The organism is Halobellus sp. H-GB7 (genome assembly GCF_030848585.1).
GTDB classification, from domain to species: domain Archaea; phylum Halobacteriota; class Halobacteria; order Halobacteriales; family Haloferacaceae; genus Haloquadratum; species Haloquadratum inordinatus.
The window spans coordinates 78,356-103,148 of sequence record NZ_JAVDDW010000012.1; the positions used below are offsets into that span (position 1 = coordinate 78,356).

Annotated in this window: 22 protein-coding genes; 14 read left to right on the forward strand and 8 right to left on the reverse strand. The window is 65.8% G+C overall.

Annotated features, from left to right (window positions below; all coding sequences use genetic code 11):
* Positions 1 to 138: 138 nt before the first annotated feature.
* Positions 139 to 906 carry an ABC transporter permease gene (locus RBH22_RS15850; RefSeq protein ID WP_121568545.1) on the reverse strand — a complete coding sequence of 256 codons (768 nt, stop codon included), beginning with the start codon at positions 904 to 906 and terminating at the stop codon, positions 139 to 141.
* A complete protein-coding gene (locus RBH22_RS15855) occupies positions 903 to 1,856 on the reverse strand; it encodes an ABC transporter ATP-binding protein (RefSeq protein WP_256288761.1) in 954 nt (317 codons plus the stop codon). The genes RBH22_RS15850 and RBH22_RS15855 overlap by 4 nt, the downstream gene beginning before the upstream one ends.
* A 113-nt stretch (positions 1,857 to 1,969) precedes the next feature.
* On the opposite strand from RBH22_RS15855, the gene RBH22_RS15860 reads away from it, so the two are divergent.
* The 3 genes from RBH22_RS15860 to rnhB all read left to right on the forward strand — a co-directional run bounded on the left by RBH22_RS15860 (position 1,970) and on the right by rnhB (position 4,696).
* Positions 1,970 to 2,521: a DUF4112 domain-containing protein gene (locus RBH22_RS15860; RefSeq protein ID WP_256545948.1), complete on the forward strand. Its 552-nt coding sequence runs from the start codon at positions 1,970 to 1,972 to the stop codon at positions 2,519 to 2,521.
* Between the two features lie 108 nt (positions 2,522 to 2,629).
* Positions 2,630 to 3,994, forward strand: coding sequence for a tRNA pseudouridine(54/55) synthase Pus10 (locus RBH22_RS15865; protein ID WP_306678162.1), 1,365 nt, complete (start codon positions 2,630 to 2,632; stop codon positions 3,992 to 3,994).
* Between the two features lie 3 nt (positions 3,995 to 3,997).
* Entirely contained in the window at positions 3,998 to 4,696 is a 699-nt protein-coding gene (gene rnhB, locus RBH22_RS15870; protein ID WP_306678163.1) for a ribonuclease HII, read from the forward strand.
* 27 nt (positions 4,697 to 4,723) lie between these two features.
* Here rnhB and RBH22_RS15875 read toward each other — a convergent pair whose 3' ends face one another.
* From RBH22_RS15875 to RBH22_RS15895, 5 genes are all read right to left on the reverse strand, one after another.
* A complete protein-coding gene (locus RBH22_RS15875) occupies positions 4,724 to 4,960 on the reverse strand; it encodes a hypothetical protein (RefSeq protein ID WP_306678164.1) in 237 nt (78 codons plus the stop codon).
* Positions 4,961 to 5,209: 249 nt separating this feature from the next.
* Positions 5,210 to 6,820: a preprotein translocase subunit SecD gene (locus RBH22_RS15880; RefSeq protein WP_306678165.1), complete on the reverse strand. Its 1,611-nt coding sequence runs from the start codon at positions 6,818 to 6,820 to the stop codon at positions 5,210 to 5,212.
* Positions 6,820 to 7,701, reverse strand: coding sequence for a protein translocase subunit SecF (secF, locus tag RBH22_RS15885; protein WP_306678166.1), 882 nt, complete (start codon positions 7,699 to 7,701; stop codon positions 6,820 to 6,822). The genes RBH22_RS15880 and secF overlap by 1 nt, the downstream gene beginning before the upstream one ends.
* An 85-nt stretch (positions 7,702 to 7,786) precedes the next feature.
* On the reverse strand, positions 7,787 to 8,281 hold the full coding sequence (locus tag RBH22_RS15890) for a DUF5812 family protein (protein WP_256288767.1): 495 nt from the start codon (positions 8,279 to 8,281) through the stop codon (positions 7,787 to 7,789).
* 38 nt (positions 8,282 to 8,319) lie between these two features.
* The gene (locus RBH22_RS15895) at positions 8,320 to 8,853 is read right to left on the reverse strand and encodes a hypothetical protein (RefSeq protein WP_306678167.1); all 534 of its coding nucleotides are present in this window, start codon (positions 8,851 to 8,853) and stop codon (positions 8,320 to 8,322) included.
* 128 nt (positions 8,854 to 8,981) lie between these two features.
* Here RBH22_RS15895 and RBH22_RS15900 point away from each other — a divergent pair, with 128 nt between their 5' ends.
* From RBH22_RS15900 to RBH22_RS15945, 10 genes are all read left to right on the forward strand, one after another.
* Positions 8,982 to 10,274: a glucose-6-phosphate isomerase gene (locus RBH22_RS15900; protein ID WP_306678168.1), complete on the forward strand. Its 1,293-nt coding sequence runs from the start codon at positions 8,982 to 8,984 to the stop codon at positions 10,272 to 10,274.
* A gap of 450 nt (positions 10,275 to 10,724) precedes the next feature.
* Complete coding sequence (locus RBH22_RS15905) at positions 10,725 to 10,952, forward strand: DNA-directed RNA polymerase subunit H (protein WP_121568534.1); 228 nt, start codon at positions 10,725 to 10,727, stop codon at positions 10,950 to 10,952.
* A complete protein-coding gene (locus RBH22_RS15910) occupies positions 10,949 to 12,517 on the forward strand; it encodes a DNA-directed RNA polymerase subunit B'' (RefSeq protein WP_121568533.1) in 1,569 nt (522 codons plus the stop codon). Before RBH22_RS15905 ends, RBH22_RS15910 begins: the two co-directional genes overlap by 4 nt.
* Before the next feature lie 4 nt (positions 12,518 to 12,521).
* The gene (gene rpoB / locus RBH22_RS15915) at positions 12,522 to 14,351 is read left to right on the forward strand and encodes a DNA-directed RNA polymerase subunit B (RefSeq protein WP_121568532.1); all 1,830 of its coding nucleotides are present in this window, start codon (positions 12,522 to 12,524) and stop codon (positions 14,349 to 14,351) included.
* Between the two features lie 12 nt (positions 14,352 to 14,363).
* Entirely contained in the window at positions 14,364 to 17,291 is a 2,928-nt protein-coding gene (locus RBH22_RS15920; RefSeq protein ID WP_256546657.1) for a DNA-directed RNA polymerase subunit A', read from the forward strand.
* Positions 17,284 to 18,519: a DNA-directed RNA polymerase subunit A'' gene (gene rpoA2 / locus RBH22_RS15925; RefSeq protein ID WP_121568530.1), complete on the forward strand. Its 1,236-nt coding sequence runs from the start codon at positions 17,284 to 17,286 to the stop codon at positions 18,517 to 18,519. Before RBH22_RS15920 ends, rpoA2 begins: the two co-directional genes overlap by 8 nt.
* Positions 18,520 to 18,524: 5 nt before the next feature.
* Complete coding sequence (locus RBH22_RS15930) at positions 18,525 to 18,947, forward strand: NusA-like transcription termination signal-binding factor (protein ID WP_256288771.1); 423 nt, start codon at positions 18,525 to 18,527, stop codon at positions 18,945 to 18,947.
* A 168-nt stretch (positions 18,948 to 19,115) separates the two neighbouring features.
* A complete protein-coding gene (locus RBH22_RS15935; protein ID WP_306678182.1) occupies positions 19,116 to 19,979 on the forward strand; it encodes a mechanosensitive ion channel domain-containing protein in 864 nt (287 codons plus the stop codon).
* A 226-nt stretch (positions 19,980 to 20,205) separates the two neighbouring features.
* Positions 20,206 to 20,634, forward strand: a complete 429-nt coding sequence (locus RBH22_RS15940) for a 30S ribosomal protein S12 (protein ID WP_089768796.1) — start codon at positions 20,206 to 20,208, stop codon at positions 20,632 to 20,634.
* Position 20,635: 1 nt separating this feature from the next.
* Positions 20,636 to 21,250, forward strand: coding sequence for a 30S ribosomal protein S7 (locus RBH22_RS15945; RefSeq protein ID WP_256288772.1), 615 nt, complete (start codon positions 20,636 to 20,638; stop codon positions 21,248 to 21,250).
* A 93-nt stretch (positions 21,251 to 21,343) separates the two neighbouring features.
* On the opposite strand, the gene RBH22_RS15950 is transcribed toward RBH22_RS15945, so the two are convergent.
* On the reverse strand, positions 21,344 to 22,117 hold the full coding sequence (locus RBH22_RS15950; protein WP_256545941.1) for a DUF5781 family protein: 774 nt from the start codon (positions 22,115 to 22,117) through the stop codon (positions 21,344 to 21,346).
* A gap of 330 nt (positions 22,118 to 22,447) precedes the next feature.
* On the opposite strand from RBH22_RS15950, the gene RBH22_RS15955 reads away from it, so the two are divergent.
* A complete protein-coding gene (locus RBH22_RS15955; protein WP_121568526.1) occupies positions 22,448 to 24,637 on the forward strand; it encodes an elongation factor EF-2 in 2,190 nt (729 codons plus the stop codon).
* The last annotated feature ends 156 nt before the right edge of the window (positions 24,638 to 24,793 follow it).

Sequence of the window (24,793 nt, forward strand, 5' to 3'; positions counted from 1 at the left end):
GAACAGCGAGACCCGAGCCGAGGCCACAACGACCGTCGCATTTGCACGTCTTCACGCACGTGATCGCGACTGCGTTCGGTCGGGTGCGCAATCAGTTGCAAATGCTGCGATATCTCACACCAGTCACAGCTGGCAGTATCAGTCGGTCAGGCCGTAGCCGCGCCGGAAGAGCGCGATGTCGGCCACGATGACGCCGAGGGTGAGCGTGCCGAGCACGGCGAGCGACGCGTTCGGGTCGACTTCGCTGACGCCGAGGAAGCCGAACCGCACGCCGTTGACCATATAGATCATCGGATTCAGAAGCGACACCTGCTGGACCGTCGCCGGCAACTCGTTCAGCGAGTAGAAGACACCGCCGAAGAAGACGAGCGGCCGCAGAATGAACTGATTCAGCATCGTCAGGTCGTCGAAGTCGTCGGCCCAGAGGCCGCCGGCGACGCCGAACCCGGCGAAAAGCAGTGTAATGACGACCGCGAACGCGACGAGATACAGCGGACGTGCCACCCCGACGGAGGTGAAGAACGCACCGATGAGGGCGATGAGCACGCCGACGATCGCACCCCGGATCGCCGCGGCCAGCACGTACGCGCTGACCATCGTCCGATACGAGAGCGGCGAGGTCAACACCTCCTCGATGTAGCGGTTCCAGCGGCCGTGGAAGATCGTGAACGAGGCGTTCTCGAAGGCGTTCGAGATCGCACCGAGGACGACCAGGCCGGGGAGAATAAAGAGAATGTACGGGACACCGGCGATCTGATCGATGCGTTCGCCGAGGATGACGCCGAACACCGAGAAGTACAGCACGTTGGTGATGAACGGGGGGACGAAGGTGTTCCGCGGGCGGCGGACGAACCGGAGGACTTCGCGGCGCAGCAGCGAGACGAACCCCGTCGTGTCGATGCTCATTGCGACACCTCCGCGGTCGCGCGGCCCTCGCCTTGTCTGGTCATCTCGACGAAGACCTCTTCGAGCGACGTCCGCTGGATCTCCAAGTCGACGATCTCGTGGCCCTGCTCGTCGAGACACCGGACGACCTCCGGTGCGACGAGCCCGCCTTGGTGTGCGGTGACGACGAGTCGCGTGCCGTCGAGGTCGACGCTCTCGACCCGCTCGTCGACCGCCGTGAAGTCGGGGACGGCAGTCGGTGCGTGCCGCAGTTCCACGGCGATGTCGTCGGTCCCGCGGTCCATCAGTTCCTCGGGGCTGGCGACGTCGACGACGCGTCCGGAGTCGAGGATGGCGACCTCGTCACAGAGCCGTTCGGCCTCCTCGATGTAGTGCGTCGTGAGCAGGATCGTCGTCCCCTGCTGGTTCAGGTCGACGATCGTCTCCCAGAGCTCGTGGCGGAGTTGGACGTCGACGCCGGCGGTCGGCTCGTCGAGGATGAGCAGATCGGGATCGGTGATGAGCGCTCGCGCGAGCATAAACCGACGCTTCATCCCGCCCGAGAGCCAATCGAAGCGCGTGTCGCGTTTGTCGTAGATGCCGACGCGCTTCAGGACTTCGTCGGCGCGGTCGCCGGCTTCCCCGGGTGGCACGCCGTGATAGCCGGCTTTGTGTTCGAGCACTTCCCGGATCGGGAAGAAGCGATCGACGTTGAACTCCTGAGGCGCGAGCCCGATGTGATCGCGCGCCTCGCGGTAGTCGTCTTCGACGCCGTGGCCGAACACGCGCGCCTCGCCGCCCGTCTTGCGGACGAGGCCGACGAGGATGTTGATGAACGTCGTCTTGCCCGCGCCGTTCGGTCCGAGCAGCCCGAAGAACGACCCCTCTGGGACGGTGAGGTCGACGCCGTCGAGCGCCTGTACGTCGCCGTAGGATTTTCGCAGGTCGCGTATCTCGATCGCGGCTTCCATTCACTTTCCCTCTCTTCCGAGCGGTCCTAAGGACAGCGGATTCGGCCTACCTTTCCCGTTCTGTAACCCTCGGCGCCGAAACAACGATGCCCGTCGCCGGTCATCGTCTCGTTGTGGAATCGTCGAACCGCTCATCCGCCGCTGACGCCGAGATCGTCAGTCCCGCGGCCGGCATCGAGAGCGATGTCGACCCTGCAACCGCCGACCGACTCGCGCGGCTGCGCCGACTCAGCCGTCTGCTCGACAGCGCGATCGAAATCCCCGGCACGAACCTCAAGGTCGGTCTCGACCCCCTCTTGGGGCTTCTTCCGGTCGTCGGCGACGCACCGGCGACGGCCGCTTCGGCGTACGTGGTTGCGGAGGCGGCGGCGCTCGGTGCTCCCCGAGCGACGCTCGCGCGGATGTGTCTGTACCTCCTCGTCGACGCCGTTTTCGGCTCGGTCCCGCTCGTCGGCGACGCCTTCGACGTGCTCTGGCGGGCGAACGACCGGAACGTCCGCCTGCTCGAAGCGCGACTGGTCGATCCCCGCGGCGAGACGCGCGACCGACGAGTCGTGGTCGCGCTCGGGACCGCCGTCTTCGTCGCTGTGCTCGCGGTGGGGGCGGGCGCGGCTGTCACCGTCTGGTGGCTGTTACGCGTCGCGGGCGTTGCAGGCGTCGTCTGAGGAGTCCGAATGCTGTCTGACGAGCCCGAAACTGTCGGGCCGTCATCGGGACCACCGTCCCAGCGCCGAAAGGACAAGACAGAAGCGATAGCCGCCTTTTCTACGTCTATGAGCATTCTCGCCGACGCCCGCGCCCTCGATGCGCAGGAACCGGTCTGTGACGCCTGCCTGGGCCGGGTCTTCGCCGATCGGAGCCACGGGCTGACGAACGACGAACGGGGGTCGAGCCTCCGTATCGCCGCCGCGCTCGACGACGACGAACCCTACGAATCGGTCGACACCGCCGACTGCTGGGTGTGTGAAGGCCTGTGTGGCGAGTTCGACGAGTGGGCCGAGCGCTGTGCGGCCGCCGTCGAGGACGTCGAGTTCGACACCTATCAGGTCGGCACGCGGACGCCGCCGCTCGTTGAGGAGAACGAACTGCTCTTCCGCGAGGGCGCTGGTCTCGAGGAGGACTCGGGCGAACTGTTCAAATCGGAGTTCAACCGCGAAGTGGGCAAGCGCGTGGGCCGACTCACCGGCACGGCGGTCGACTTCGGGCGGCCGGACGTGCAGTTTACGCTGGATCTGGAAGCCGACCGCGTCGAGGTCGACGTCCACTCGGCGTTCGTCTACGGCCGCTACCGAAAACTCGAACGCGACATCCCCCAGACCGAGTGGCCGTGTAACGCCTGCGACGGTTCCGGCTACGTCGGCAAACAGCCCTGCGAGAAGTGCGACGGCACGGGCTACCTCTATCAGGACAGCGTCGAGGGCCTCACGGCGCCAGTCGTCCGCGACGTGATGGACGGCACCGACGCGAAGTTCCACGGCGCTGGCCGCGAGGACGTCGACGCGCGGATGCTCGGCACCGGCCGGCCGTTCGTCATCGAGGTGATGGAACCCCGTCGTCGCCACGTCGACACCGACCGACTGGAGGGCGACATCAACGCCTTCGCAGAGGGTCGCGTCGAGGTCGAGGGCCTCCGACTGGCCGACTACGAGATGGTCGAGCGGGTCAAGGGCCTGGACGCGTCCAAGCGCTACCGCGCCGAGGTGGAATTCGGCGATGCGGTCGACGCCGACGACCTGGCGGCCGCACTCGAGGAACTCGAAGGTGCGACGATCGAGCAGTACACGCCCCACCGCGTGGACCACCGCCGGGCGAGCCTGACCCGGACGCGCGAGGTCTACGAGACGAGTGGCGAACTCGACGACGACACCCACGCGACGGTCGAGATCCACGGCGCGGGCGGCCTCTACATCAAGGAACTCGTCTCCGGCGACGAGGGCCGGACGAATCCCAGCCTCGCGGGTCTGCTCGGCGTCGACGCCGAGGTGACCGCGCTCGACGTCGTCGGCGTCTACGGCGAGGACGAGGCGTTCGAGGACGAGGCGTACTTCCGCGAGGAGACCGCGGGCGACGAGGAGGTCGACACCGGCGAACCGGAGGCCGAGGCGTCCGGCGACGGTGACGACGCCGCGGACGGCTGAGCGATGCCGCCCGCAGGTCAGACTCCCGGCGGCGACGCGGCCGCGATCGGCAGCGACGAGGCCGGCAAAGGCCCCGTTCTCGGACCGATGGTCGCCGCGGCCGTGCGCGCGCCGCCCGACGGGATCCCCGACGAGGTCGACGACTCGAAACGACTCTCGCCGGCGACGAGAGAGGAGATCGCCGAGACGCTTCGCGCCCGCAAGGACGTCGCTGTCGGCGTCGCCATCGTCTCGACCGACCGCATCGACGACCCCGAGACTGATATGAACTCGCTGACGGTCGACGCACACGCCGAAGCGATCGCTGCCGTCGCTCGCGACGGCGACGCCGTCACCACCGACGCCGGCGACGTCAGCGAGTCGCGGTTCGCGCGTCGGGTCCGTGAGGGCGTCGCGGCCGAACCGGCTGGACCGACTGTCGACGTACAGGCAGAACACGGTGCCGACGCCGAGTACCCGATCGTCGCGGCCGCTTCCGTCGTCGCGAAAGTCCGTCGCGACGCGGCGATCGAGGCCCTCGACGCAGCGTACGCCGACTACGGGCCGATCGGAAGCGGCTATCCGAGCGACCAGACGACGCGGGCCTTCTTGCGTGACTTCGTCGCGGAAACGGGCGAACTGCCCGACTGCGCACGGGCGTCGTGGTCGACGTCCGCCGACGTGCTTGCCGCTGCGGAGCAGTCGGGGCTCTCGGAGTTCTGACCGGCGGCGGGCGTATTTGATCCAGAGCTACCGCATCGCTTCGAGTGAGACGTACGACCCCGATTCGGCGGAGACCCAGGTCGTCGGCAGTTCGTCGGCGTCGGCGTCCTCAGGATAGATCGTACACTCGTCAGGCGCGTCGTCGTAGGCCTCGATGCGGGCGACGTACGCTCGGATCCGCCAGGCCGTCTCGGCGCCGTCAGCGGGGTCGTCGTGCTCAGCGTCCGCGGCGTCGACGTCAGGGAGGTGTGAGTCGGTTGCCATCGTGGAGGTGTCGTCGTGGTCGTTGATCCGATGTACGCGGCGTCGGTCGTCGCCTGCTGCAGTCTTCGGTTGTCCCGGTTTCGTATTTAAACAGTCGCCTATTCTTGTAGGGTGAGACTCGACTGCCTCACGAACGAGGGTGCGACAGGGTGAAGCGGTTTCGAAACGCGGACGGCGCGTGTGACTGACGACGCGTGAAACAGTGGATCGAAACTGCGAGAAGGCGGCTTCGTCGCCGGCCGATAGCGTTCAGCGATCGATCGTCGTCAGCGACCGCAGGATGTCGCCGTACGCCGGGCGGGTGATGAGAACCCCGACGAGGACGCCGAGGATGGTGAAGATGGCGAAGCCCTGGAGGTCGCCGAGCGAGAGGATCGCCAGCGGCGACATCGCGATGATCGTCGTCGCCGCCGCCGCGCCGATCACCCAGAACGCCTTGCGGAAGCGCGACTGGAAGACGCGGCGGGAGTTGATCTCGCCTTCGGCCATCACCTCGTCGGCGATGATGATGAGGTCGTCGACCCCGGTCCCGATGACGGCGATGAACCCGGCGATGACCGAGAGATCGAGCGGGTAGCCGATCCCTGCGGCGAACCCGAGCAGGATCACGACCTCCGAGAGCGCGGTCACGACCATCGGCGCGGCGACGCGCACGTCGCTGTAGCGGACGAAGACCACGCCGCTGACGGCGAGCACCGCGATGATTCCGGTAATGAGCGAGTTGATGCGGAAGTCAGCCCCCTGGCTCGGTGAGATGTACGAGACCGTCCCACCGCTGTCCTGGGAGAAGTCCAGCTGTGCCGGGAGCGCACCGGCGCGGAGGTTGATCGCGACGTCCTGCGCCTCCGAGACGTTCGTCGTCTGCAGTTGGAAGACGGGGTCCTGTTCCCACGCGCCACTACGGAGGCTGTCTGCGAGCCCCGGACTCATCCCGAAGGCGTTCGTCACCTCACCGTTGACGACGAGGAGGAGACACGGTTCGGTGTTATTCCGGTCCTGCTGGTAGACACACCGCGTCCCGCCCTGCTGGGCGAGGCCGGTGTCGACCATCGACTGCTGGAACTCTGGGGCGACCGATTCGGAGACCGTCACGGGGACGTACGCGCCGCCGGTCCGACCCTCCTGTGCGGTACCGATGCTCTGGAAGTCCTCTTGCTGCAGCACGACGTCGCGGGCGTAGCTCCCGTTTCCGGTGGGGTAGTACGCTTCGATCACGACTGTCCCGCGCTCGCTGACGAGTTCGCGGACCGACGAGGCGTCCTGGTTCGGAACCTCGACGAGCACGTAGTTCTCGCCCTGGGCGGTCGTGACTTGCTGGACGGTCCCGCCCGAGAGCCCCGCCTCGTTGATCTTGTTCTGGAGGATGCGGACGACTTCCTGCCGGGTCGCGTCGGTGACACCGCCGCGAACCTCCGTCTCTTCGGTCGCGTAGCCGGTCGCATCGAGTGCAGCTGTCAGTTCGTCGGTAGTGACGTTCTCGGCAGTCACCTCGACGGTCGTCGTCGTCTCCGACTGCGCCTGCGCACTCGACTGCTGTCCGGCCGGCACGCCCGTGCGGGCGATGACGTCGGCGGGGCCGGCGTTTTCGAGTTCGTCAGCCACGGCCTGTTCGACCGCCCGGGTGCTGTCTGTGCCGAACGAGACGTCCTCGGCGGTGACGCCGACGAGCGGCGCCCGCACACGCGTCCCGCCGGAGAGCTCGAGGCCGTACTGAAGGTTCGTCACGCTACTCGTGGCCGCGACGTCGGATCCGGCGGTCCCGTCGTCCGCTGCGAGCGTCGGCGAGAGGAGCGCGAATCCGGCGATCAGGATGAACACGACGAGGAGGGCGACGCGCCAGTTCTCGCGTACGTCGACCATCAGCGGGCCACCCCCTCGAATTTGTACCAGCGAAGGAGACTCAGGTTCAGCAGGTACGTGTTCATCAGGTCCGCGGCGAGTCCGAAGACGAGTACCGTCCCGATGGCTGCTAGCAGCTGAATGCCGAACAGCGTCGCCGTGATCGTCATCACGAGCATCGCTGTGATCGACGTCAGCGTCATCGTCACACCGGTCCGCATCGCCCGGTAGGTCGACTCGTAGAAGTCACCCGAACGGCGGAGGATGTGGTTGTTCAGCAGGATGTCGGAGTCGACGGAGTACCCGATGAGCATCAGGAGCGCCGCGACGGTCCCGAGCGAGAGTTCGATCCCGAGGACGTTCATCAGCGCCAGTGGAATGACGATGTCCGAGAACGCGGAGATGACGACTGCGATAGAGGGCACGAACACGCGGAACATCGCGAAGACGAGCACGCTCATTCCGAGGAAAGCGACGCCGAGTCCGCCGAGCGCGAGGACCTGCGTATTAGAGCCGAAGCTCGCAGACACCGACGAGACGGACCGGACGTCCAGCCCCGCATCTTGCGCCTGGCGTTCTAACTCGGCTGCGCCTACCGAGCCCGCCTCCGATTGGAAGGTGATGACGTAGACGTTCTGCGCCGGGACCGAACGGATGGTCTCGGGCTCGGCCGAGAACGCCTGTCTGATCTGTTCTTCGGCCGCCGACTGCGGCCCGTCGATAGCGACTTGGACTTCGGTACCCCCTGTGAACGCGATACCCTGGTTCACCGGAGAACCAGTCATCACGTACCAGCCCGCGATGATGAGGAGTGCGACCACCAGGACAGCGAGCGGGATCGCCGCCAACTGGCGGTTCGTGTACCGGGTGTAGTCGACCTCCGGTACCGTAAACTCGACCATAGATGCCGGTGGAGAGCCCCGCCGAATAAGCCTTCTTATGATCGCCTACGCGGGGCGACGCACGCACAGGCCCGCAACACCGTCGCTACGGCATATACCGCACCGAGAGCACGCCGGGCGACGACCGAACTTCCACCCGATTGACGTCGAGGCGCGCCGCCCGCGAGAGCAACTGCTCTTCGTCTTCGAGGACGTCGTCGGCGGCTGTTCCGGTGTCATCCTCGGGAACAGTTATCACGTGGATCTCGCCCTTGCCGGCCCGCGGCTCCCGCGTGAGGTCGCCGACGTCCTGCGACGCAGCGAGCTCTTTCGAGTGTGTGGTCGGCGGTTCGTCGCTCCGTTCGACCGATAGCGACCGCCTCGACGTCGTTTCGATGAGCTGATAGGAGACGTTCATCGGCGGATCGGGGGCGACGACGCCCTCGACGACGTCGTCGCACTCGACGCCCGGATTCGACGAGAGCGTGTGTACCTGCCCGGTTTCGACGTTCTTGAGCACGGCCGAAGCGTCTTCGGCCGCAGTCACGAGGAACGTCCCCTCGATTCGGTCTGTCTCCCCAGCCTGATCGGCGTCTGTCATTGCCACTGGGTAGACGCCCGGCGCACTTGCGGGTTTCGTCACCCGAAGAGCCGGTGCGCGGCGGCGACGAGCCCTGCACCCGCGAGCGGCACGACCCACGAGAGCGCGGCCGGAATCGCGTACAGGCCCACGATCACCGGCGCGAAAAGACCGCTCGGCGCTGGCCGCGTCACCGTCTCGCCGTCGATGACGAACGTCTCCGGCATCGACGCGACGAGGCCGAGATACAGCGAGAGCAGGAAGCAGAAGCCGGCCACCGCAAGCGCAGCCTCGTGGCGACCGGACGAATCGACGTTCTTGCGCCGTCGTCGGGCGACGAGCAGGACCGGCGCGACAGCCGGGAGGATGACCAGCAGGCCGATGACGGCGTAGAACGACCGCGAGAGCGTGAGCGATCCACCCTGAACAGCGGCGGTTTCACCGATCAGCACGACGAGAGCGATGCCCACGAGCAACGCGATGAGGCCGACGGCGAGTGCGCTCGCGACGACGTAGAGTTTGAACAGACGCGACTCGCTCGAACGGAACGCGTAGGGGAACGCCCCGAAGACGCCGTCGTAACCGGATGCCATCGGCTCTCGATTGGACTCGGAGCGGTTTGAACGAACCGGTCCCGCCGAGCCGCCTCGCCGACTGCACCGAGTGACCGCCGCTTCGAGGGATCGACCGCTTTTTCGTCGGGGGCGGTCGTTGGAGACGTATGCACGTCGACCTCGGCAGTACTCTCGACGCGACGCCCGGCGTCTCCCGGGCGTCGCTGGAGCGACTCGACGAACAGGTGGCGACGGCTCACGAGCGGATCGAAGCCGGTCGCGACGACCACGAGCACGGCTACGAAGCGTTGAATCTTCCATCGACGGTCGATCTCGACGCCATCAGAACAGCGGTCGACCCCTTCGACGACACCGAGGCGGTGCTCACGGTCGGGATCGGCGGGAGTGCACTCGGCGCAGCGACGTTCGCGGACGCCCTCGCCGGTCCCGAGGATCCCGACGCGTACTTCTTGGACAACGTCGACCCCGAGCACGTCTCGCGGCTGCTCGACTCGCTTTCCCTCGATCGGACGGTCGTGAACGTCGTTTCGCGCTCGGGGACGACGGCCGAGACGCTCGCGAACTTCCTCGTCGTCCGCGAGGCGATGACCGACGCCGGTGTCGACTGGACCGAGCGCACGTTCGTTACGACGGGCGAGTCGGGGAACCTCCGCTCGCTCGCGGACCAACACGATCTCCCGTCGCTCGCGGTTCCGGACGGTGTCCCCGGCCGCTTCTCGGCGCTCTCGACGGTCGGGCTCGCCGTCGCGGCGATCCAGGGCCACGATCTCGACGCGATCCGCGCTGGTGCGGCCGACGCCGCGGACGGGCTCTCGGGATCGCTTTTCGACACGCCCGCGTACGCCTACGGCGCGACGACGTACGCGCTCGCACAGCGCGGCGCGGTGACGAACGCGATGATGCCGTACGCCGAGCGCTTAGAGACGTTCGCCGAGTGGTTCGCACAGCTCTGGGCCGAGAGTCTCGGCAAGGACGGGCTGGGTCAGACTCCGGCCCGCGCACTCGGCGCGACCGACCAGCACTCACAGCTCCAACTGTACCGCGCCGGCCCGCGAGACAAACTCGTGACGCTCGTTCGCCCGCGCGAGCGGCCCGACCGCGACATCCCGAAGACGGATCTCGACGGGCTCTCGTACCTCGGCGGATCCTCGCTCGGCGACCTCCTCGACGCCGAGTTCGAAGCGACCGAGGCGAGCCTCGCGGCGTCGGGCGTCCCGGCAGTCCGTGTCGAGATCGACGCCGTCGACGAGCGATCGCTCGGTGCGCTGCTCTACGAGATGGAAGCGGCGTGCGTGCTCTACGGTGAACTCGCGGCGGTCTCGACGTTCACCCAGCCCGCCGTCGAGTGGGGAAAACGCGCCGCTCGCGGCCTCCTCGGTGGCGGCGACTTCGAAGAGGCTGACGCCGTCGACGAACGGACGAGTCTCGTCGTCGAATAGCGGCGCGCTCGCGGCCACAGATATACTGTCGGACAGAAGTTTGTGAATCATATTGGCACCCACGGGGTGCCGATGGTTTTCACATCGTTCTATCCGACAGTATACCACTCCTGCACTGGTACGTGAGGGCGAACAGTCGGCACTGCTGCGGTCCCGCGTCGACGTGCCGAACGACCGCTGCCCGACGCGGGGCTGACGCTACGTCATACGGGCGCTGGCCGCGGCATCCGGTATAAACTCGCGGCCGGATCCGACGGGCGGTACCGATCGCCGGAACACATTTATTTGACACCCTCGTGTGTCAATGCAACACGGGTGCTGAGGGTACTCGTGGCGGTGAGCCGTGCTTCTCTGATCCGGAGTTGGCAAGGGTTAAATGGTTCCCAGACGAACCGGGCTGTAGTATCCCGTGAGAACTTCTTCCCCAACCACCACCCATCACACCCAGACATGGTAGACGTAAGCCAACACGAACTCGTCCCAGAGCACACGCTCATCGATGAGGAGGAGATCGAGTCGATGTTGACGCAGTACGACGTCGAACGCGCCGATCTTCCGAAGATCAAACGGAAGGACCCGGCGCTCCCGGATGACGCCGAGATCGGCGACGTCGTCAAGATCGTCCGCGACTCTCGAACTACAGACAAAGCGGTCTCCTACCGACTGGTGATCGAATGAATCGACAGGACCGACGCGTCGTCTCGCGTGAGTACTTCTCGGAGGAACGGCTCGCAGAACACCACTTCCGCTCGTTCAACAACTTCCTCGAGCGGGGGATGCAGGACGTCGTCACGGAGAAGGAACGAATCGAAACCGACATCGGCGACAAGGAGGGCGAAGAGCCCGTCTTCGTCGAACTCGGTGACGTCCGCGTCGAGACCCCGCGTGTCCGCGAGGCCGACGGCTCCGAGGAACTGCTCTTCCCGCAGGAAGCCCGCCTCCGGAACATCACCTACGCCGCGCCGGTGTTTATGGAGATGTCCATCGTCCGCGGCGGCGAAGAAGAAGAGGAAGTCGTCGTCGACACCACCGAGACCAAGGTGGGCCGGATGCCCATTATGGTCGGCTCGACGAAGTGTAACATCGCCGGCCTCTCTGAGGAAGAACTGATCGAGATCGGCGAGGACCCCGTCGATCCCGGCGGCTACTTCATCGTCAACGGCTCCGAGCGCGTTCTGATGACCTCCGAGGACCTCGCGCCGAACAAGATCCTCGCGGAGTACGACAGCAAGTACGGCGACGAGATCCAGGTCGCAAAGACGTTCTCCCAGCGCCGTGGCTACCGCGCGCTCGTCCTCTGTGAGCGCAACCGCGAAGGGCTGCTCGAAGTCTCCTTCCCGTCTGTCTCCGGCAGCGTGAACTTCGTGACGCTCGTCCGCGCGCTCGGGCTCGAATCCGACGAGGAGATCGTCCACCGCGTCTCCGACGACCCCGAGATCGTGAAGTTTATGCTCGAAAACCTGGAGGAAGCGGAAGTCCAGACCGAGCAGGAAGCGATCGAGAAACTCGGCAAGCGCGTCGCCGGCGGCCAGGGCAAGAACTACCAGCTGAAGCGGGCCAACTACGTCATCGACCGCTACCTCCTGCCGCACCTGCACGAGGACGGCGTCGACGACGAAGACGTCCGCATCAACAAGGCGTACTACCTCTGTCGGATGGCCGAGGCGTGCTTCGAGCTCGCGCTCAACCGCCGCGAATCCGACGACAAGGACCACTACGCCAACAAGCGCCTGAAAGTCTCCGGCGACCTGATGAAGGACCTCTTCCGGACGGCGCTGAACAAGCTCGCACGCGACGTGAAGTACCAGCTCGAACGGGCCAATATGCGGAACCGCGAACTCACGGTCAACACCGTGGTTCGCTCGGACGTGCTCACAGAGCGGCTCGAACACCCGATCGCGACGGGGAACTGGGTCGGCGGCCGCTCGGGCGTCTCCCAGCTCGTCGACCGGACGGACTATATGGGCGTCCTGTCGCACCTGCGTCGCCTCCGGAGCCCGCTCTCGCGGAGTCAGCCGCACTTCGAGGCGCGTGACCTGCACGCGACCCAGTGGGGTCGCATCTGTCCCTCCGAGACCCCCGAGGGACCGAACTGCGGTCTGGTGAAGAACTTCGCGCAGGCGATGGAGCTCTCACAGAACATCGAGGACGAACAGTCGCTCAAGCGCGAACTGGCGTCGATGGGCGTCGAAGGAATCCCCGGCATCGAGGGTCCGGGCGCCGGCACACCCGCGGACGATTAAAACGATGGCTCAGTCACAACGAGAGGCGAAAGTCTACGTCAACGGTAGTCTGGTCGGGACGCATCCCGATCCCGAACAGCTCGCAGAACAGATTCGAGAGGCGCGCCGCCGCGGCGACGTCAGCGAGATGGTGAACGTCTCGGTCAAAGACCGGACGCGCGAAGTCATCGTCAACGCCGACGCCGGTCGCGCACGCCGACCGCTGATCGTCGTCGAAGACGGCGAACCGCTCCTCGGTGACGAGGAGATCGAAGCGGTCGAGTCCGGCGCACTGGAGTTCGAAGACCTCGTCGAGCGCGGCTACGTCGAGTTCATCGACGCCGAGGAGGAAGAAGACATCTACGTCGCAGTCGACGAAGACGAGATCAACGAGGACCACACCCACCTCGAGATCGACCCGCAGCTCATCTTCGGGATCGGTGCGGGGATGATCCCCTACCCCGAGCACAACGCCTCGCCGCGTATTACGATGGGTGCCGGGATGATGAAGCAGTCGCTGGGGCTGCCCGCGGCGAACTACCGCATCCGCCCCGACACGCGACAGCACCTGCTGCACTACCCACAGCTCTCGATGGTCAAAACGCAGACCACAGAGCAGATCGGGTTCGACGAGCGGCCGGCGGCGCAGAACTTCGTCGTCGCCGTGATGAGCTACGAGGGGTTCAACATCGAGGACGCACTCGTGATGAACCAGGGCTCGGTCGACCGCGCGATGGCCCGCTCGCACTTCTTCCGGACCTACGAGGGCGAGGAACGCCGCTACCCCGGCGGTCAGGAAGACCGATTCGAGGTGCCGAGCCAGGACGTACGCGGCGCACGCGGTGAAGACGCCTACACGCACCTCGACGAGGACGGCCTCGTCAACCCCGAGACGCGGGTCGACGAGAACTCCGTGCTCCTCGGGAAAACGTCGCCGCCGCGGTTCCTCGAAGAGCCCGACGATATGGGCGGGCTCTCGCCGCAGAAGCGACGCGAGACCTCGGTGACGATGCGCTCGGGCGAATCCGGCGTCGTCGACACCGTCACGCTGATGGAAGGCGAAGACGGCTCCAAACTGGCGAAGGTCTCCGTCCGCGACCAGCGGATCCCGGAACTCGGCGACAAGTTCGCGTCCCGGCACGGTCAGAAGGGCGTCGTGGGCCACCTCGCGCCCCAGGAAGACATGCCGTTCACGGAACAGGGCGTCGTGCCCGACCTCGTGTTGAATCCGCACGCGCTACCGTCGCGGATGACGGTCGGCCACGTGCTGGAGATGCTCGGCGGCAAGGTCGGCGCGCTCGAAGGCCGCCGCGTCGACGGGACCGCCTTCCAGGGCGAGTCCGAGGACGAACTCCGCGGAGCCTTAGAGGACCACGGCTTCAAGTCCTCCGGCAAGGAGGTAATGTACTCCGGCGTCACCGGCGAGAAGATCGAGGCCGAGATCTTCGTCGGGACGATTTTCTACCACAAACTCTACCACATGGTGAGCAACAAGCTGCACGCCCGTTCGCGCGGGCCGGTGCAGGTGCTCACCCGCCAGCCCACTGAGGGGCGCGCCCGCGAGGGTGGTCTCCGGCTGGGCGAGATGGAGCGTGACACCGTCATCGGCCACGGGGCCGCGATGGTGCTCCAAGAGCGCCTGCTCGACTCCTCGGACAAAGAGACGGTGTACATCTCCGCCGACACCGGGATGGTCGCCGTCGAGGACCGCGGCCAGCGCCGCATCTACGACCCCGTCACCGGCGACGAGGACGACATCCACGAGATCGAGATCAGTTACGCGTTCAAGCTCCTCCTCGACGAGATGATCGCACTGGGAATCCGACCGCGACTCGACCTCGAAGACGCAGTCTAACCAACAATGTCAATGCAGACACCCAAAGAGATCGGTGCCATCCAGTTCGGGCTGATGGACCCGGAGACGTACCGAGATATGTCCGCGACGAAGATCATCACCGCGGACACGTACGACGACGACGGTTACCCAATCGATATGGGGCTGATGGACCCCCGTCTCGGGGTCATCGACCCGGGGCTCGAGTGCCGCACCTGCGGTTCGCACTCGGGATCGTGTAACGGCCACTTCGGCCACATCGAACTGGCCGCGCCCGTCATCCACGTCGGCTTCACGAAGCTCATCCGCCGCCTGCTCCGCTCGACCTGCCGCGAGTGCGGTCGCCTCTCGCTGACGGCCGACGAGCAAGAGGAGTTCACCGACGCGCTGCAGCGCAACGAGGAACTCGGCGAGGACTGGACGGACGTCCTCAAATCGGGCGTCCGACAGGCGCGGAAGGCCAGCCGCTGTCCGCACTGCGGCGCGCCCCAGCACGACATCAAACACGAGAAGCCGACCACCTACTACGAGGTGCAGGACGTACTCGCCGGCGACTACTCTGAGCGCATCGCCTCGGCGATGCAGCCCGACCCCGACGAGGACGACAGCGGGATGTCACCCGCCGAACTGGCTGAGAAGTCCGGCCTCGACGTCAGCCGCGTCAACGACATCCTCTCGGGCGAGTTCCGCCCCGTCGGTGACGACCGCAAGAAGATCGAGAAGGCGCTCGACGTCGACCTCACCGAGGAGGACATGAACAAGCTGATGCCCTCGGACATCCGCGACTGGTTCGAGGACATCCCCGACGAGGACATCGAGACGCTCGGGATCGACCCCAGTCGGTCGCGGCCCGAGTGGATGATCCTCACCGTGCTTCCGGTCCCGCCGGTCACCGCTCGCCCGTCGATCACGCTGGATAACGGGCAGCGCTCCGAGGACGACCTGACGCACAAGCTCGTCGACATCATCCGCATCAATCAGCGGTTCATGGAGAACCGCGAGGCGGGTGCGCCACAGCTGATTATCGAGGACCTCTGGGAACTGCTGCAGTACCACGTCACGACCTTCATCGACAACGAGATCAGCGGGACGCCGCCGGCGCGACACCGCTCCGGACGCCCGCTGAAGACGCTGAGTCAGCGCCTGAAGGGAAAGGAAGGTCGCTTCCGTGGCTCCCTGTCCGGGAAGCGCGTCAACTTCTCTGCGCGGACCGTGATCTCGCCGGACCCGACGCTCTCGCTGAACGAGGTCGGCGTCCCCGAGCGCGTCGCTCGCGAGATGACGCAGACGATGAACGTCTCCGAGCGGAACCTCGATCGGGCCAAGCAGTACGTCCGCAACGGCCCCGAGGGCCACCCGGGGGCCAACTACGTCAAACGGCCCGACGGCCGCCGCCTGAAGGTCACAGAGAAGAACTGCGAGGAGCTCGCAGAGAAGATCGACGCCGGCTGGGAGGTCAACCGACACCTCATCGACGGCGACATCGTGATCTTCAACCGCCAGCCGTCGCTGCACCGGATGTCGATTATGGCACACGAGGTCGTCGTGATGCCGTACAAGACGTTCCGGCTCAACACCGTCGTCTGCCCGCCGTACAACGCCGACTTCGACGGCGACGAGATGAATATGCACGCGCTCCAGACCGAGGAGTCGCGTGCGGAGGCGCGCGTCCTGATGCGCGTGCAGGAACAGCTTCTCAGCCCGCGCTTCGGTGAGAACATCATCGGCGCGATCCAGGACCACATCTCCGGGACCTACCTCCTGACGAACGGCAATCCGGAGTTCACCGAGACGCAGGCGCTCGACCTGCTCCGGGCGACGAGCATCGACACGCTCCCCGAGCCCGCCGGCGAGGACGAGACCGGCCAGCCCTACTGGACCGGCCGCCAGCTCTTCAGCGAACTCCTGCCCGACGATCTGAATCTCGAGTTCACGTCGTCTGCGGGCGACGAGGTCGTGATCGAGGACGGCCAGCTCCTCTCCGGGACGATCGACGAGGACGCCGTCGGCGCGTTCGGCGGCGAGGTCGTCGACACGCTGGCGAAGCTCCACTCGAAGACGCGCGCTCGCGTGTTCGTCAACGAGGTCGCGTCGCTGGCGATGCGCGCGATTATGCACTTCGGCTTCTCGATCGGGATCGACGACGAGTCCATCCCCGGCGAGGCCAACGCGCAGGTCGACGAGGCCATCCAGAACGCCTACGACCGCGTCCAGGAACTCATCGAGATCTACGAGGCCGGCGAGCTCGAATCGCTGCCGGGTCGGACGGTCGATGAGACCCTCGAGATGAAGATTATGCAGCAGCTCGGGAAGGCCCGTGACTCCGCCGGTGAGATCGCAGAAGACCACTTCCGCGACGACAACCCGGCGGTCGTGATGGCCCGATCTGGGGCGCGTGGCTCGATGCTGAACCTCACGCAGATGGCCGGCTGTGTCGGACAGCAGGCCGTTCGGGGCGAGCGCATCAACCGCGGGTACGAGGGCCGGACCCTCAGCCACTACCAGAAGGACGACCTCTCGGCGGAGGCACACGGCTTCGTCGAGAACAGCTACCGTGGCGGGCTGACGCCGCGGGAGTTCTTCTTCCACGCGATGGGTGGCCGCGAGGGCCTGGTCGACACCGCAGTCCGGACGTCGAAGTCCGGGTACCTGCAGCGCCGCCTGATCAACGCCCTCTCCGAACTGGAAGCGCAGTACGACGGTACCGTCCGCGACACCTCCGGCACGGTCGTCCAGTTCGAGTTCGGCGAGGACGGCACCTCGCCCGTGAAGGTCTCCTCCTCCGAGGAGAACCCGATCGACGTCGAGAACGTCGCCGACCGCATCCTCGACGCGGAGTTCAGCTCCGATGAGGAGAAAGAACGCTTCCTCGGCCGCGAGGAGCGGCCGACCAACATCTCCGAGTACGCCGGCCCGGGACTCGACAAGGCCCAGGGTATGGGGGTAGAATCCGATGACTGAGGAGTACGAACACGTCACCGACGACATCGAGGCCATCGTGCAGGACTACAACCTGCCCGAGAGTCTCCAGCACCGCATTTACGAAACGATCGAGGACCGCGAGGGCGTCACGCTCGAACAGGCCGACGACATCGCACAGGCCATCTCCTCGCGCTACGAGGACTCCCGCGTCGACGCGCACGACCCCGTCGGGACCGTCTCCGCGCAGTCCATCGGTGAGCCCGGAACGCAGATGACGATGAACACGTTCCACTACGCGGGCGTCGCCGAGATCGACGTCACACAGGGTCTGCCCCGCCTCATCGAGTTGGTGGACGCGCGGAAGACCCCCGACACGCCGATGATGACGGTCCACCTCGAAGACGAGTACGCCGAGAACCGCGAGCGCGCCCACGAGGTCGTCTGGCAGATGGAGGCGACGAAGATCCTCGCGCTCGGCGACATCTCGACGAACGTCGCCGATATGATCGTCCAGGTCGACCTCAACGAGGACACGCTGGCCGAGCGGTGGCCGACCGTCGACAGCGTCGACACCGTCGCCCAGGAGATCGCCGAGACGATCGAGGACGCCCTCGGCGTCAACACGCGCCGCTCGGAGACGCTCATCGAGTTCGGCCCCGACGAGCCGAGCTACCGACGGCTCCTCCAGCTCGTCGAGGAGCTCCGCGACATCGTCTTCAAAGGGCTCGAAGACATCTCCCGCGTCGTCATCCGCAAGGAAGACAACGAACGCACGGAGGGCGAGGAGTTCGTCCTCTACACCGAGGGATCGGCCTTCGGCGACGTCCTCTCGATCGAGGGCGTCGACGCCTCGCGGACGACGAGTAACAACATCCACGAGGTCTACCGCAATCTCGGCGTCGAGGCCGCCCGCGAAGCCATCATCAACGAGACGATGGAGACGCTGCGCGAGCAGGGTCTCGACGACGTGAACGTCCGGCACCTGATGCTCGTCGCAGACATCATGACGAACCGCGGCGAGATCGAGTCGATCGGTCGGCACGGCATCTCCGGGTCGAAGGACTCCGTCCTCGCCCGCGCCGCATTCGAGGTCACGGTCAATCACCTGCTCGACGCGGCGGTCCACGGCGAGGAGGACGACCTCGACGGCGTCATCGAGAACGTCATCGTCGGCAAGCCCGTCGCGATCGGCACGGGCGACGTCGACCTCCGGATGGGCTCGATCGAGGCCGACGGCGGCACCGAAGCCGAACTCTCGGACGACTGACCCCGATGCGAGTCACGCTGTCGGACGACGCGCGCCAATTCATCGCCCGCTTCGAGGACGAGACGGGCGCTGCGGCCCGCGACTGCCTGCTGTTCGAGGACCGGGTTGTCATCCTCGTCGCCGCCGGCGATATGGGGGCCGCGATCGGTCCCGGCGGCGCGCACGTCCAGGCGGTCGAGGAGGCGATCGGTCGTGACGTCGAACTCGTCGAAAACGCCGACACGCCGGCCGCGTTCGTCGAGAACGCGCTCGCGCCCGCGGCGGTCCGACACGTGACGCTGTCCGAGCAGGGCGGCGAGCGGGTCGCATACGTCGAAGTCCCCGAGGGCGACCGCGGCGTCGCCATCGGAAGCGAGGGCAAACACATCCAGACCGCACGCAAACTCGCGCGCCGGCACTACGACATCGACGACATTCAGCTGACGTGACGCTGTCGCGGGCCGCGACAGACGTGCAAACCGTCCTATAACTTTTTGTGTCGCTGTCGCGCTCTCGGAGACGTGCACGACGGACTGCTCCAGTTCGGCGCGCTCGCCCCGGGGCAACTCGTCCCGCCCGGTACGTTCGACGCTATCGCGGGCGAATCGTACAGCGACATCGTCCGTATCGGCGTGGGGTTCACGCTCGGGACGCTCGTGACCTACGCGTTCGGACGGCTCTTCGTCCTCCCCGCCATCGCCCGCGTCGTCGCCGCGCGGAACCGAAACAACCCGACGATCGAGACGGCCGCACAGACGTATCTGCATGCCCTGATCGTCCTCGTCGCGATCGTCGCGGGCGTCGTGGGTGCGGGCTTCGGAGGGATACTGACCGACATCTCGATCATCGCCGCCGCGCTGACGCTCGTCGTCGGCGCGTCCAGCCAGAAACTCGTCGGATCCCTCGTCAGCGGGATCTTTCTGGTCGCGGATCCGGACTTCAACGTCGGCGACTGGATCGGCTGGCCGGGCGGCGAGGGCGTCGTCGAGGCGGTCGACTTCCGGGTGACGCGAATTCGGACCCCGAACGACGAGACGATCATCGTCCCGAACACGGAGTTGACCGCGAACGCGCTCACGCGGCCGTACGGGCGCGAGCAGTACCGCGTCTCCGAGCCAGTCGAGGTGGCCTACGGCGACGACGTCGAACTGGCGCTCCGAGAACTCGTGGAAGTCGCTCGGGCGGACGACCGCGTGCTCGAAGACCCCGATCCGACGTCGAAACTCGTCTCCTTCGAGGGGAGTTCGGTGCGGATCCGGGCGGACTTCTGGGTCGGCGATCCGATGGATGTCGATCTCGTGACGCTCAAATCCGACTTCCGCCGGCGCGTGAAAGCACGGTTCGACGAGGTCGGCCTGACGCTCGGGCCGCCGTCGGGACAGGAACTCAGCGGTTCGGTGTCGGTCGACGTCGAGGATGGGCTGGCACCGGGTGTCGGACGCGACGGCGGCAGCGACGGCCGGTACGGCGACGGGAGTTGACGCGCGGCCTCGATCCGCACTGCACGCGGGTTCGCCTCCGGTGCTCTCACACCGAAACGACACGTTCTCCGCGCCGTTCAGCCCCTCTCCCCTCGCGAGCGACTGTATCCCGAATCGAAACGACGGCCTCAGAATCCTTCTTAGGGGTCGCTAACCCGACCTGCGCCCGTTTCGTCGGATCGGAAAAGGGAGGCTTAAGTAGCTCCGACGGGAAATCCGGGTCACTATGGCGAACGGCAAGTACGCCGCGCGGAAACTCAAGCAGGACCGGCAGAAGCGACGCTGGTCCGACTCCGAGTACGCGCGACGCGAGCGCGGTCTTGGCGCGAAGTCCGATCCCCTCGAGGGAGCCCCGCAGGGTCGCGGGATCGTCCTCGAAAAGGTCGGGATCGAAGCGAAGCAGCCCAACTCGGCGATCCGAAAGTGCGTCCGAGTGCAGCTGATCAAGAACGGCAAGCAGGTCACCGCCTTCTGTCCCGGTGACGGTGCGATCTCGTTCATCGACGAGCACGACGAAGTCACGATCGCCGGGATCGGCGGCGCGAAGGGTCGCGCGATGGGTGACCTTTCCGGCGTGAACTACAAGGTCGAGAAGGTCAACGGCGTCTCGATGATCGAACTGGTCCGCGGTAACGCAGAGAAACCGGTGCGCTAAGATGTCTGAGAGCGAAGCCCCCGAACCCGACGCCCCCGCAGACAGCGAGGAAGCCGAGACGAACGCACAGCTGTTCGGCGTCTGGGACGTCACCGAGATCGAGTACGCGGACCCCTCGACGGAGCGCTACATCAACGTGACGCCGATCGCCCACACGATGGGCCGTCACGCCTCGAAACAGTTCAAGAAGTCCGAGATCAGCATCGTCGAGCGCCTCGTCAACCGCCTGATGCAGACCGAGGAGAACACGGGCCACAAGCAGAAGACGATGAAAATCGTCAAGAACGCCTTCGAGATCGTCAACGACCGGACCGAGGAGAACCCGATCCAGGTCCTCGTCCGCGCGGTCGAGAACGCCGCACCCCGTGAGGAGACCGTCCGCCTCAAGTACGGTGGCATCTCCGTTCCGCAGGCCGTCGACGTCGCGCCCCAGCGCCGCGTCGACCAGGCGCTGAAGTTCATCGCCGAAGGGACCCAGCGCGGCTCCTACAAGACGCCGCAGGGCGCCGACGAAGCGCTCGCACAGGTGCTCATCGGCGCGGCCGACTACGACGTTCAGTCCTACGCCATCAGCCAGAAAGAAGAGTCCGAGCGCGTCGCCGAAGCGGCCCGGTAGACCGTTCGCAGTCGCGACTCCTCGAACACGTCGTTTTCTCTCTGCTCTCTCTGTCCTCTCCGGTCTGTCTCCTCGTACTTCTGTCCGACAGTATCAGTCGGCAGCGACGTCGCCGCGAGCGTCACCCGGTTCACCGACCACGTACGCGCGGGTGGCGTCGACCAGCGTCTTCCGATAGTCGCTGTCGGAGGGGTCCTCGCCGAGTGAGCGGAAGCGCCGCTTGAACGCGTCGAGATCGACGGTCGGGGCGTCGTCGGCGGCAGCGTGCGCTAAGTCGTAGAGCCGGTGTTCGGGGTCGATCACGTCGTGGCGCTCGACGAGGCCGAGCGCGAACGCCGCGTTGACAGCCGTGATCTCGGGGTCCGAGCCGGCGGTGACGCGGCGGGAGTCGGGCCACGGTGCGGGGTCCGAGCGGGTCGCGACCGCGCGCGCGAGTTCGGATTCGAGGAAGGAGATCAGTTTCTCCGGCGGCATCACCGAGAGTGTGATGTCGTCGGCGTAGATGTCCTTCATATGATTCGCGATCTGATAGCAGTGTGCGACCTTCCGCCGCTCGACTGACTCGCCCGACAGCGCGAGAAAGAGCGCTTCTTCCGTTTTGAGGTGATGAGAGGCGTGGCCCTCCTCGTTGCGGGCCATATGCGCGAGTTCGTGGACGACCAACTCGCGGGCCATCGCGCTCGTCGCCGCCTGTCGGGAGATGTTCAGGACGTGGTGGTCGTCGTAGTGCGCCGCCCAGGTTCGCTCGTCGGGGTCCGTCCGAACGTCGACGTACACCGGCAGTTCGAGGTCGTACTCGGTCTCGAAGAGTTCGCCAGCGCCGAGAAACGGGTCGGCTGGGACGTCCCCGCGTACTCGCAGGTCCATGCGTATCTCTCTCACGGGGTGGCCGAACAAGACTCTTACTCTGCTGTGGATCCGCTGTCGGGTGTCTGCGGACGTAGTGGACGGCTCGGCCGCGACCCACAGGTCTGGGTTGTCGCGGCCGGCGCCGACCTCGCCTAATGATTACTCTCACTGTGTACCGCCGAGCGCCACTCCCGGTGGCGATGGTCGGCGGTAAGAGACGAGAGTAATCATTAGCCACCCTACTGTGTCAAAACGAGGCATACCCTGGGTAGCGACCGCCGTATCCGGCGATTTCGCCACCGGCAAAACACTACCCTTTTGACCCTCCTACCGGTACAGGCTCGTATAATGGGCCGACGAAAAAAGATCGTACAAGAGTGTGAGCAATTGATGGACAAACCGGAGCAGATCCGGAACATCGCCATCGCCGCTCACGTCGACCACGGGAAGACCACGCTGACGGACAACCTCCTCGCCGGGGCGGGAATGATCGCCGACGAGGGCGAGGCGACCCGTCTGATGATGGACACAGAGGAAGACGAACAGGAACGTGGGATCACCATCGACGCGGCAAACGTTTCGATGACCCACGAGTACGGTGAGGACAACCACCTGATCAACCTCATCGACACGCCCGGCCACGTCGACTTCGGTGGCGACGTGACGCGTGCGATGCGCGCCGTCGACGGTGCGCTCGTCGTCGTCGACGCCGTCGAGGGCGCGATGCCGCAGACCGAGACGGTCGTCCGGCAGGCGCTGCGAGAGGGCGTCAAGCCCGCGCTGTTCATCAACAAGGTCGACCGCCTCATCTCCGAACTGCAGGAAGGACCCCAGGAGATGCAGGAGCGGCTGATGGACGTCATCGGCGACGTCAACGAACTCATCCGCGGGATGACCGAGGATATGGACGACGTCGACGACTGGACGGTCTCCGTCGAAGACGGCACCGTCGCGTTCGGATCGGCGCTCTACAAGTGGGGCGTCTCCGCGCCGTCGATGGCCGAGACCGGCATCGGCTTCCCCGAGATCATCGAGATGGAGCGCAACGACCAGCGTCGTGAACTCCACGAGCAGACGCCGCTCTCGGACGTCGTCCTCGACATGGTCGCCGAGCACTTCCCGGACCCGCTCGACGCCCAGCCCCGTCGTATCCCGCGCGTCTGGCGTGGCGACGACGAATCCGAGATCTCCCGGCAGATGCAGGAAGTCGACGACGACGGCGAGGTCGTCTTTATGGTGACCGACATCTCGATGGACCCGCACGCTGGCGAAATCGCCACCGGGCGGCTGTTCAGCGGGACGATCAAGCAGGGCCAGGAGCTCTACGTCTCCGGGACCGCGGGCAAGAACCGCGTCCAGTCGGTCGGTATCTTCATGGGTGGCGAGCGCGAGGAGCTCGACCGCGGCGTTCCCGCCGGGAACATCGCGGCCGTGACTGGCCTCCGTGACGCTATCGCCGGTTCTACCGTCTCGTCCATCGAGATGACGCCGTTCGAGTCGATCGAGCACATCTCCGAGCCGGTCATCACGAAGAGCGTCGAGGCGAAGAACATGGACGACCTGCCGAAGCTCATCGAGACGCTCCAGCAGGTCGCGAAGGAAGACCCGACCATCCGCGTCGAGATTAACGAGGACACCGGCGAGCACCTCATCAGCGGGCAGGGCGAGCTTCACCTCGAAGTCATCACCCAGCGTATCCAGAAGAACCAGGGCATCCCGGTCCAGACCGGTGAGCCGATCGTCGTCTACCGCGAGGCTCCCCAGCAGGAGTCCCGCGAGGTCGAGGGCGTCTCCCCGAACCGCCACAACAAGTTCTACATCACCGTCGAACCCCTTTCGGACGACGTCGTCGAGACGATCAAGCTCGGCGAGGCCTCGATGGATATGCCGGAACTGGAGCGCCGCGAAGCGCTGCAGGAAGCCGGAATGGACAAAGACACCTCCCAGAACGTCGAGCACATCCACGGGACGAACATCCTCATCGACGACACGAAGGGTATCCAGCACCTCAACGAGACGATGGAACTCGTCATCGAGGGCCTCGAAGAGGCCCTCAACGACGGCCCGCTGGCTAACGAGCCTGTCGAGGGTGCGCTCCTGCGACTGCACGACGCGAAGCTCCACGAGGACACCATCCACCGCGGTCCGGCACAGGTCATCCCCGCCGTCCGCGACGCCGTCCACCGCTCGCTGATCGACGCCGACATCAAGCTGCTCGAACCCATCCAGAACGTCCGCATCGACGTTCCCTCCGAACACATGGGTTCGGCGTCCGGCGAGATCCAGGGCCGTCGTGGCCGCGTCGACGATATGTACCAGGAAGGTGACCTGATGGTCATCGAGGGCATCGCGCCCGTCGAAGAGATGATCGGCTTCTCCTCGGACATCCGCTCTGCGACCGAAGGTCGCGCGTCGTGGAACACCGAGAACGCCGGCTTCCGCGTGCTCTCGGACAACCTCCAGCGCGAGAAGATTATGGAGATCCGCGAGCGCAAGGGGATGAAGCTCGAACTCCCCAGCTCCGTCGACCAGTTCTAAGCGACGACGAGCCGATTTCGGCTCACTCTCTCGTCGGCCCGCCGGTTCGCTTTCGCGTTCGGTCGCCGGCCGTTTGATCGCGTTCTGCTCCCCGATTCTCCCGCCCGATAGCCGGGCCAGTACTTTCAAACAGCCGTTGGTCTTCCTTCGAACGAT

Excerpts from the sequence above, each read along its gene's own strand:
- RBH22_RS15850 (WP_121568545.1), bottom strand. The coding sequence starts at position 906 with ATGAGCATCGACACGACGGGGTTCGTCTCGCTGCTGCGCCGCGAAGTC.
- RBH22_RS15855 (WP_256288761.1), bottom strand. The coding sequence starts at position 1,856 with ATGGAAGCCGCGATCGAGATACGCGACCTGCGAAAATCCTACGGCGAC.
- RBH22_RS15865 (WP_306678162.1), top strand. The coding sequence starts at position 2,630 with ATGAGCATTCTCGCCGACGCCCGCGCCCTCGATGCGCAGGAACCGGTC.
- rnhB (WP_306678163.1), top strand. The coding sequence starts at position 3,998 with ATGCCGCCCGCAGGTCAGACTCCCGGCGGCGACGCGGCCGCGATCGGC.
- RBH22_RS15875 (WP_306678164.1), bottom strand. The coding sequence starts at position 4,960 with ATGGCAACCGACTCACACCTCCCTGACGTCGACGCCGCGGACGCTGAG.
- RBH22_RS15880 (WP_306678165.1), bottom strand. The coding sequence starts at position 6,820 with ATGGTCGACGTACGCGAGAACTGGCGCGTCGCCCTCCTCGTCGTGTTC.
- secF (WP_306678166.1), bottom strand. The coding sequence starts at position 7,701 with ATGGTCGAGTTTACGGTACCGGAGGTCGACTACACCCGGTACACGAAC.
- RBH22_RS15890 (WP_256288767.1), bottom strand. The coding sequence starts at position 8,281 with ATGACAGACGCCGATCAGGCTGGGGAGACAGACCGAATCGAGGGGACG.
- RBH22_RS15895 (WP_306678167.1), bottom strand. The coding sequence starts at position 8,853 with ATGGCATCCGGTTACGACGGCGTCTTCGGGGCGTTCCCCTACGCGTTC.
- RBH22_RS15900 (WP_306678168.1), top strand. The coding sequence starts at position 8,982 with ATGCACGTCGACCTCGGCAGTACTCTCGACGCGACGCCCGGCGTCTCC.
- RBH22_RS15905 (WP_121568534.1), top strand. The coding sequence starts at position 10,725 with ATGGTAGACGTAAGCCAACACGAACTCGTCCCAGAGCACACGCTCATC.
- RBH22_RS15910 (WP_121568533.1), top strand. The coding sequence starts at position 10,949 with ATGAATCGACAGGACCGACGCGTCGTCTCGCGTGAGTACTTCTCGGAG.
- rpoB (WP_121568532.1), top strand. The coding sequence starts at position 12,522 with ATGGCTCAGTCACAACGAGAGGCGAAAGTCTACGTCAACGGTAGTCTG.
- RBH22_RS15920 (WP_256546657.1), top strand. The coding sequence starts at position 14,364 with ATGCAGACACCCAAAGAGATCGGTGCCATCCAGTTCGGGCTGATGGAC.
- rpoA2 (WP_121568530.1), top strand. The coding sequence starts at position 17,284 with ATGACTGAGGAGTACGAACACGTCACCGACGACATCGAGGCCATCGTG.
- RBH22_RS15930 (WP_256288771.1), top strand. The coding sequence starts at position 18,525 with ATGCGAGTCACGCTGTCGGACGACGCGCGCCAATTCATCGCCCGCTTC.
- RBH22_RS15940 (WP_089768796.1), top strand. The coding sequence starts at position 20,206 with ATGGCGAACGGCAAGTACGCCGCGCGGAAACTCAAGCAGGACCGGCAG.
- RBH22_RS15945 (WP_256288772.1), top strand. The coding sequence starts at position 20,636 with ATGTCTGAGAGCGAAGCCCCCGAACCCGACGCCCCCGCAGACAGCGAG.
- RBH22_RS15950 (WP_256545941.1), bottom strand. The coding sequence starts at position 22,117 with ATGGACCTGCGAGTACGCGGGGACGTCCCAGCCGACCCGTTTCTCGGC.
- RBH22_RS15955 (WP_121568526.1), top strand. The coding sequence starts at position 22,448 with ATGGGCCGACGAAAAAAGATCGTACAAGAGTGTGAGCAATTGATGGAC.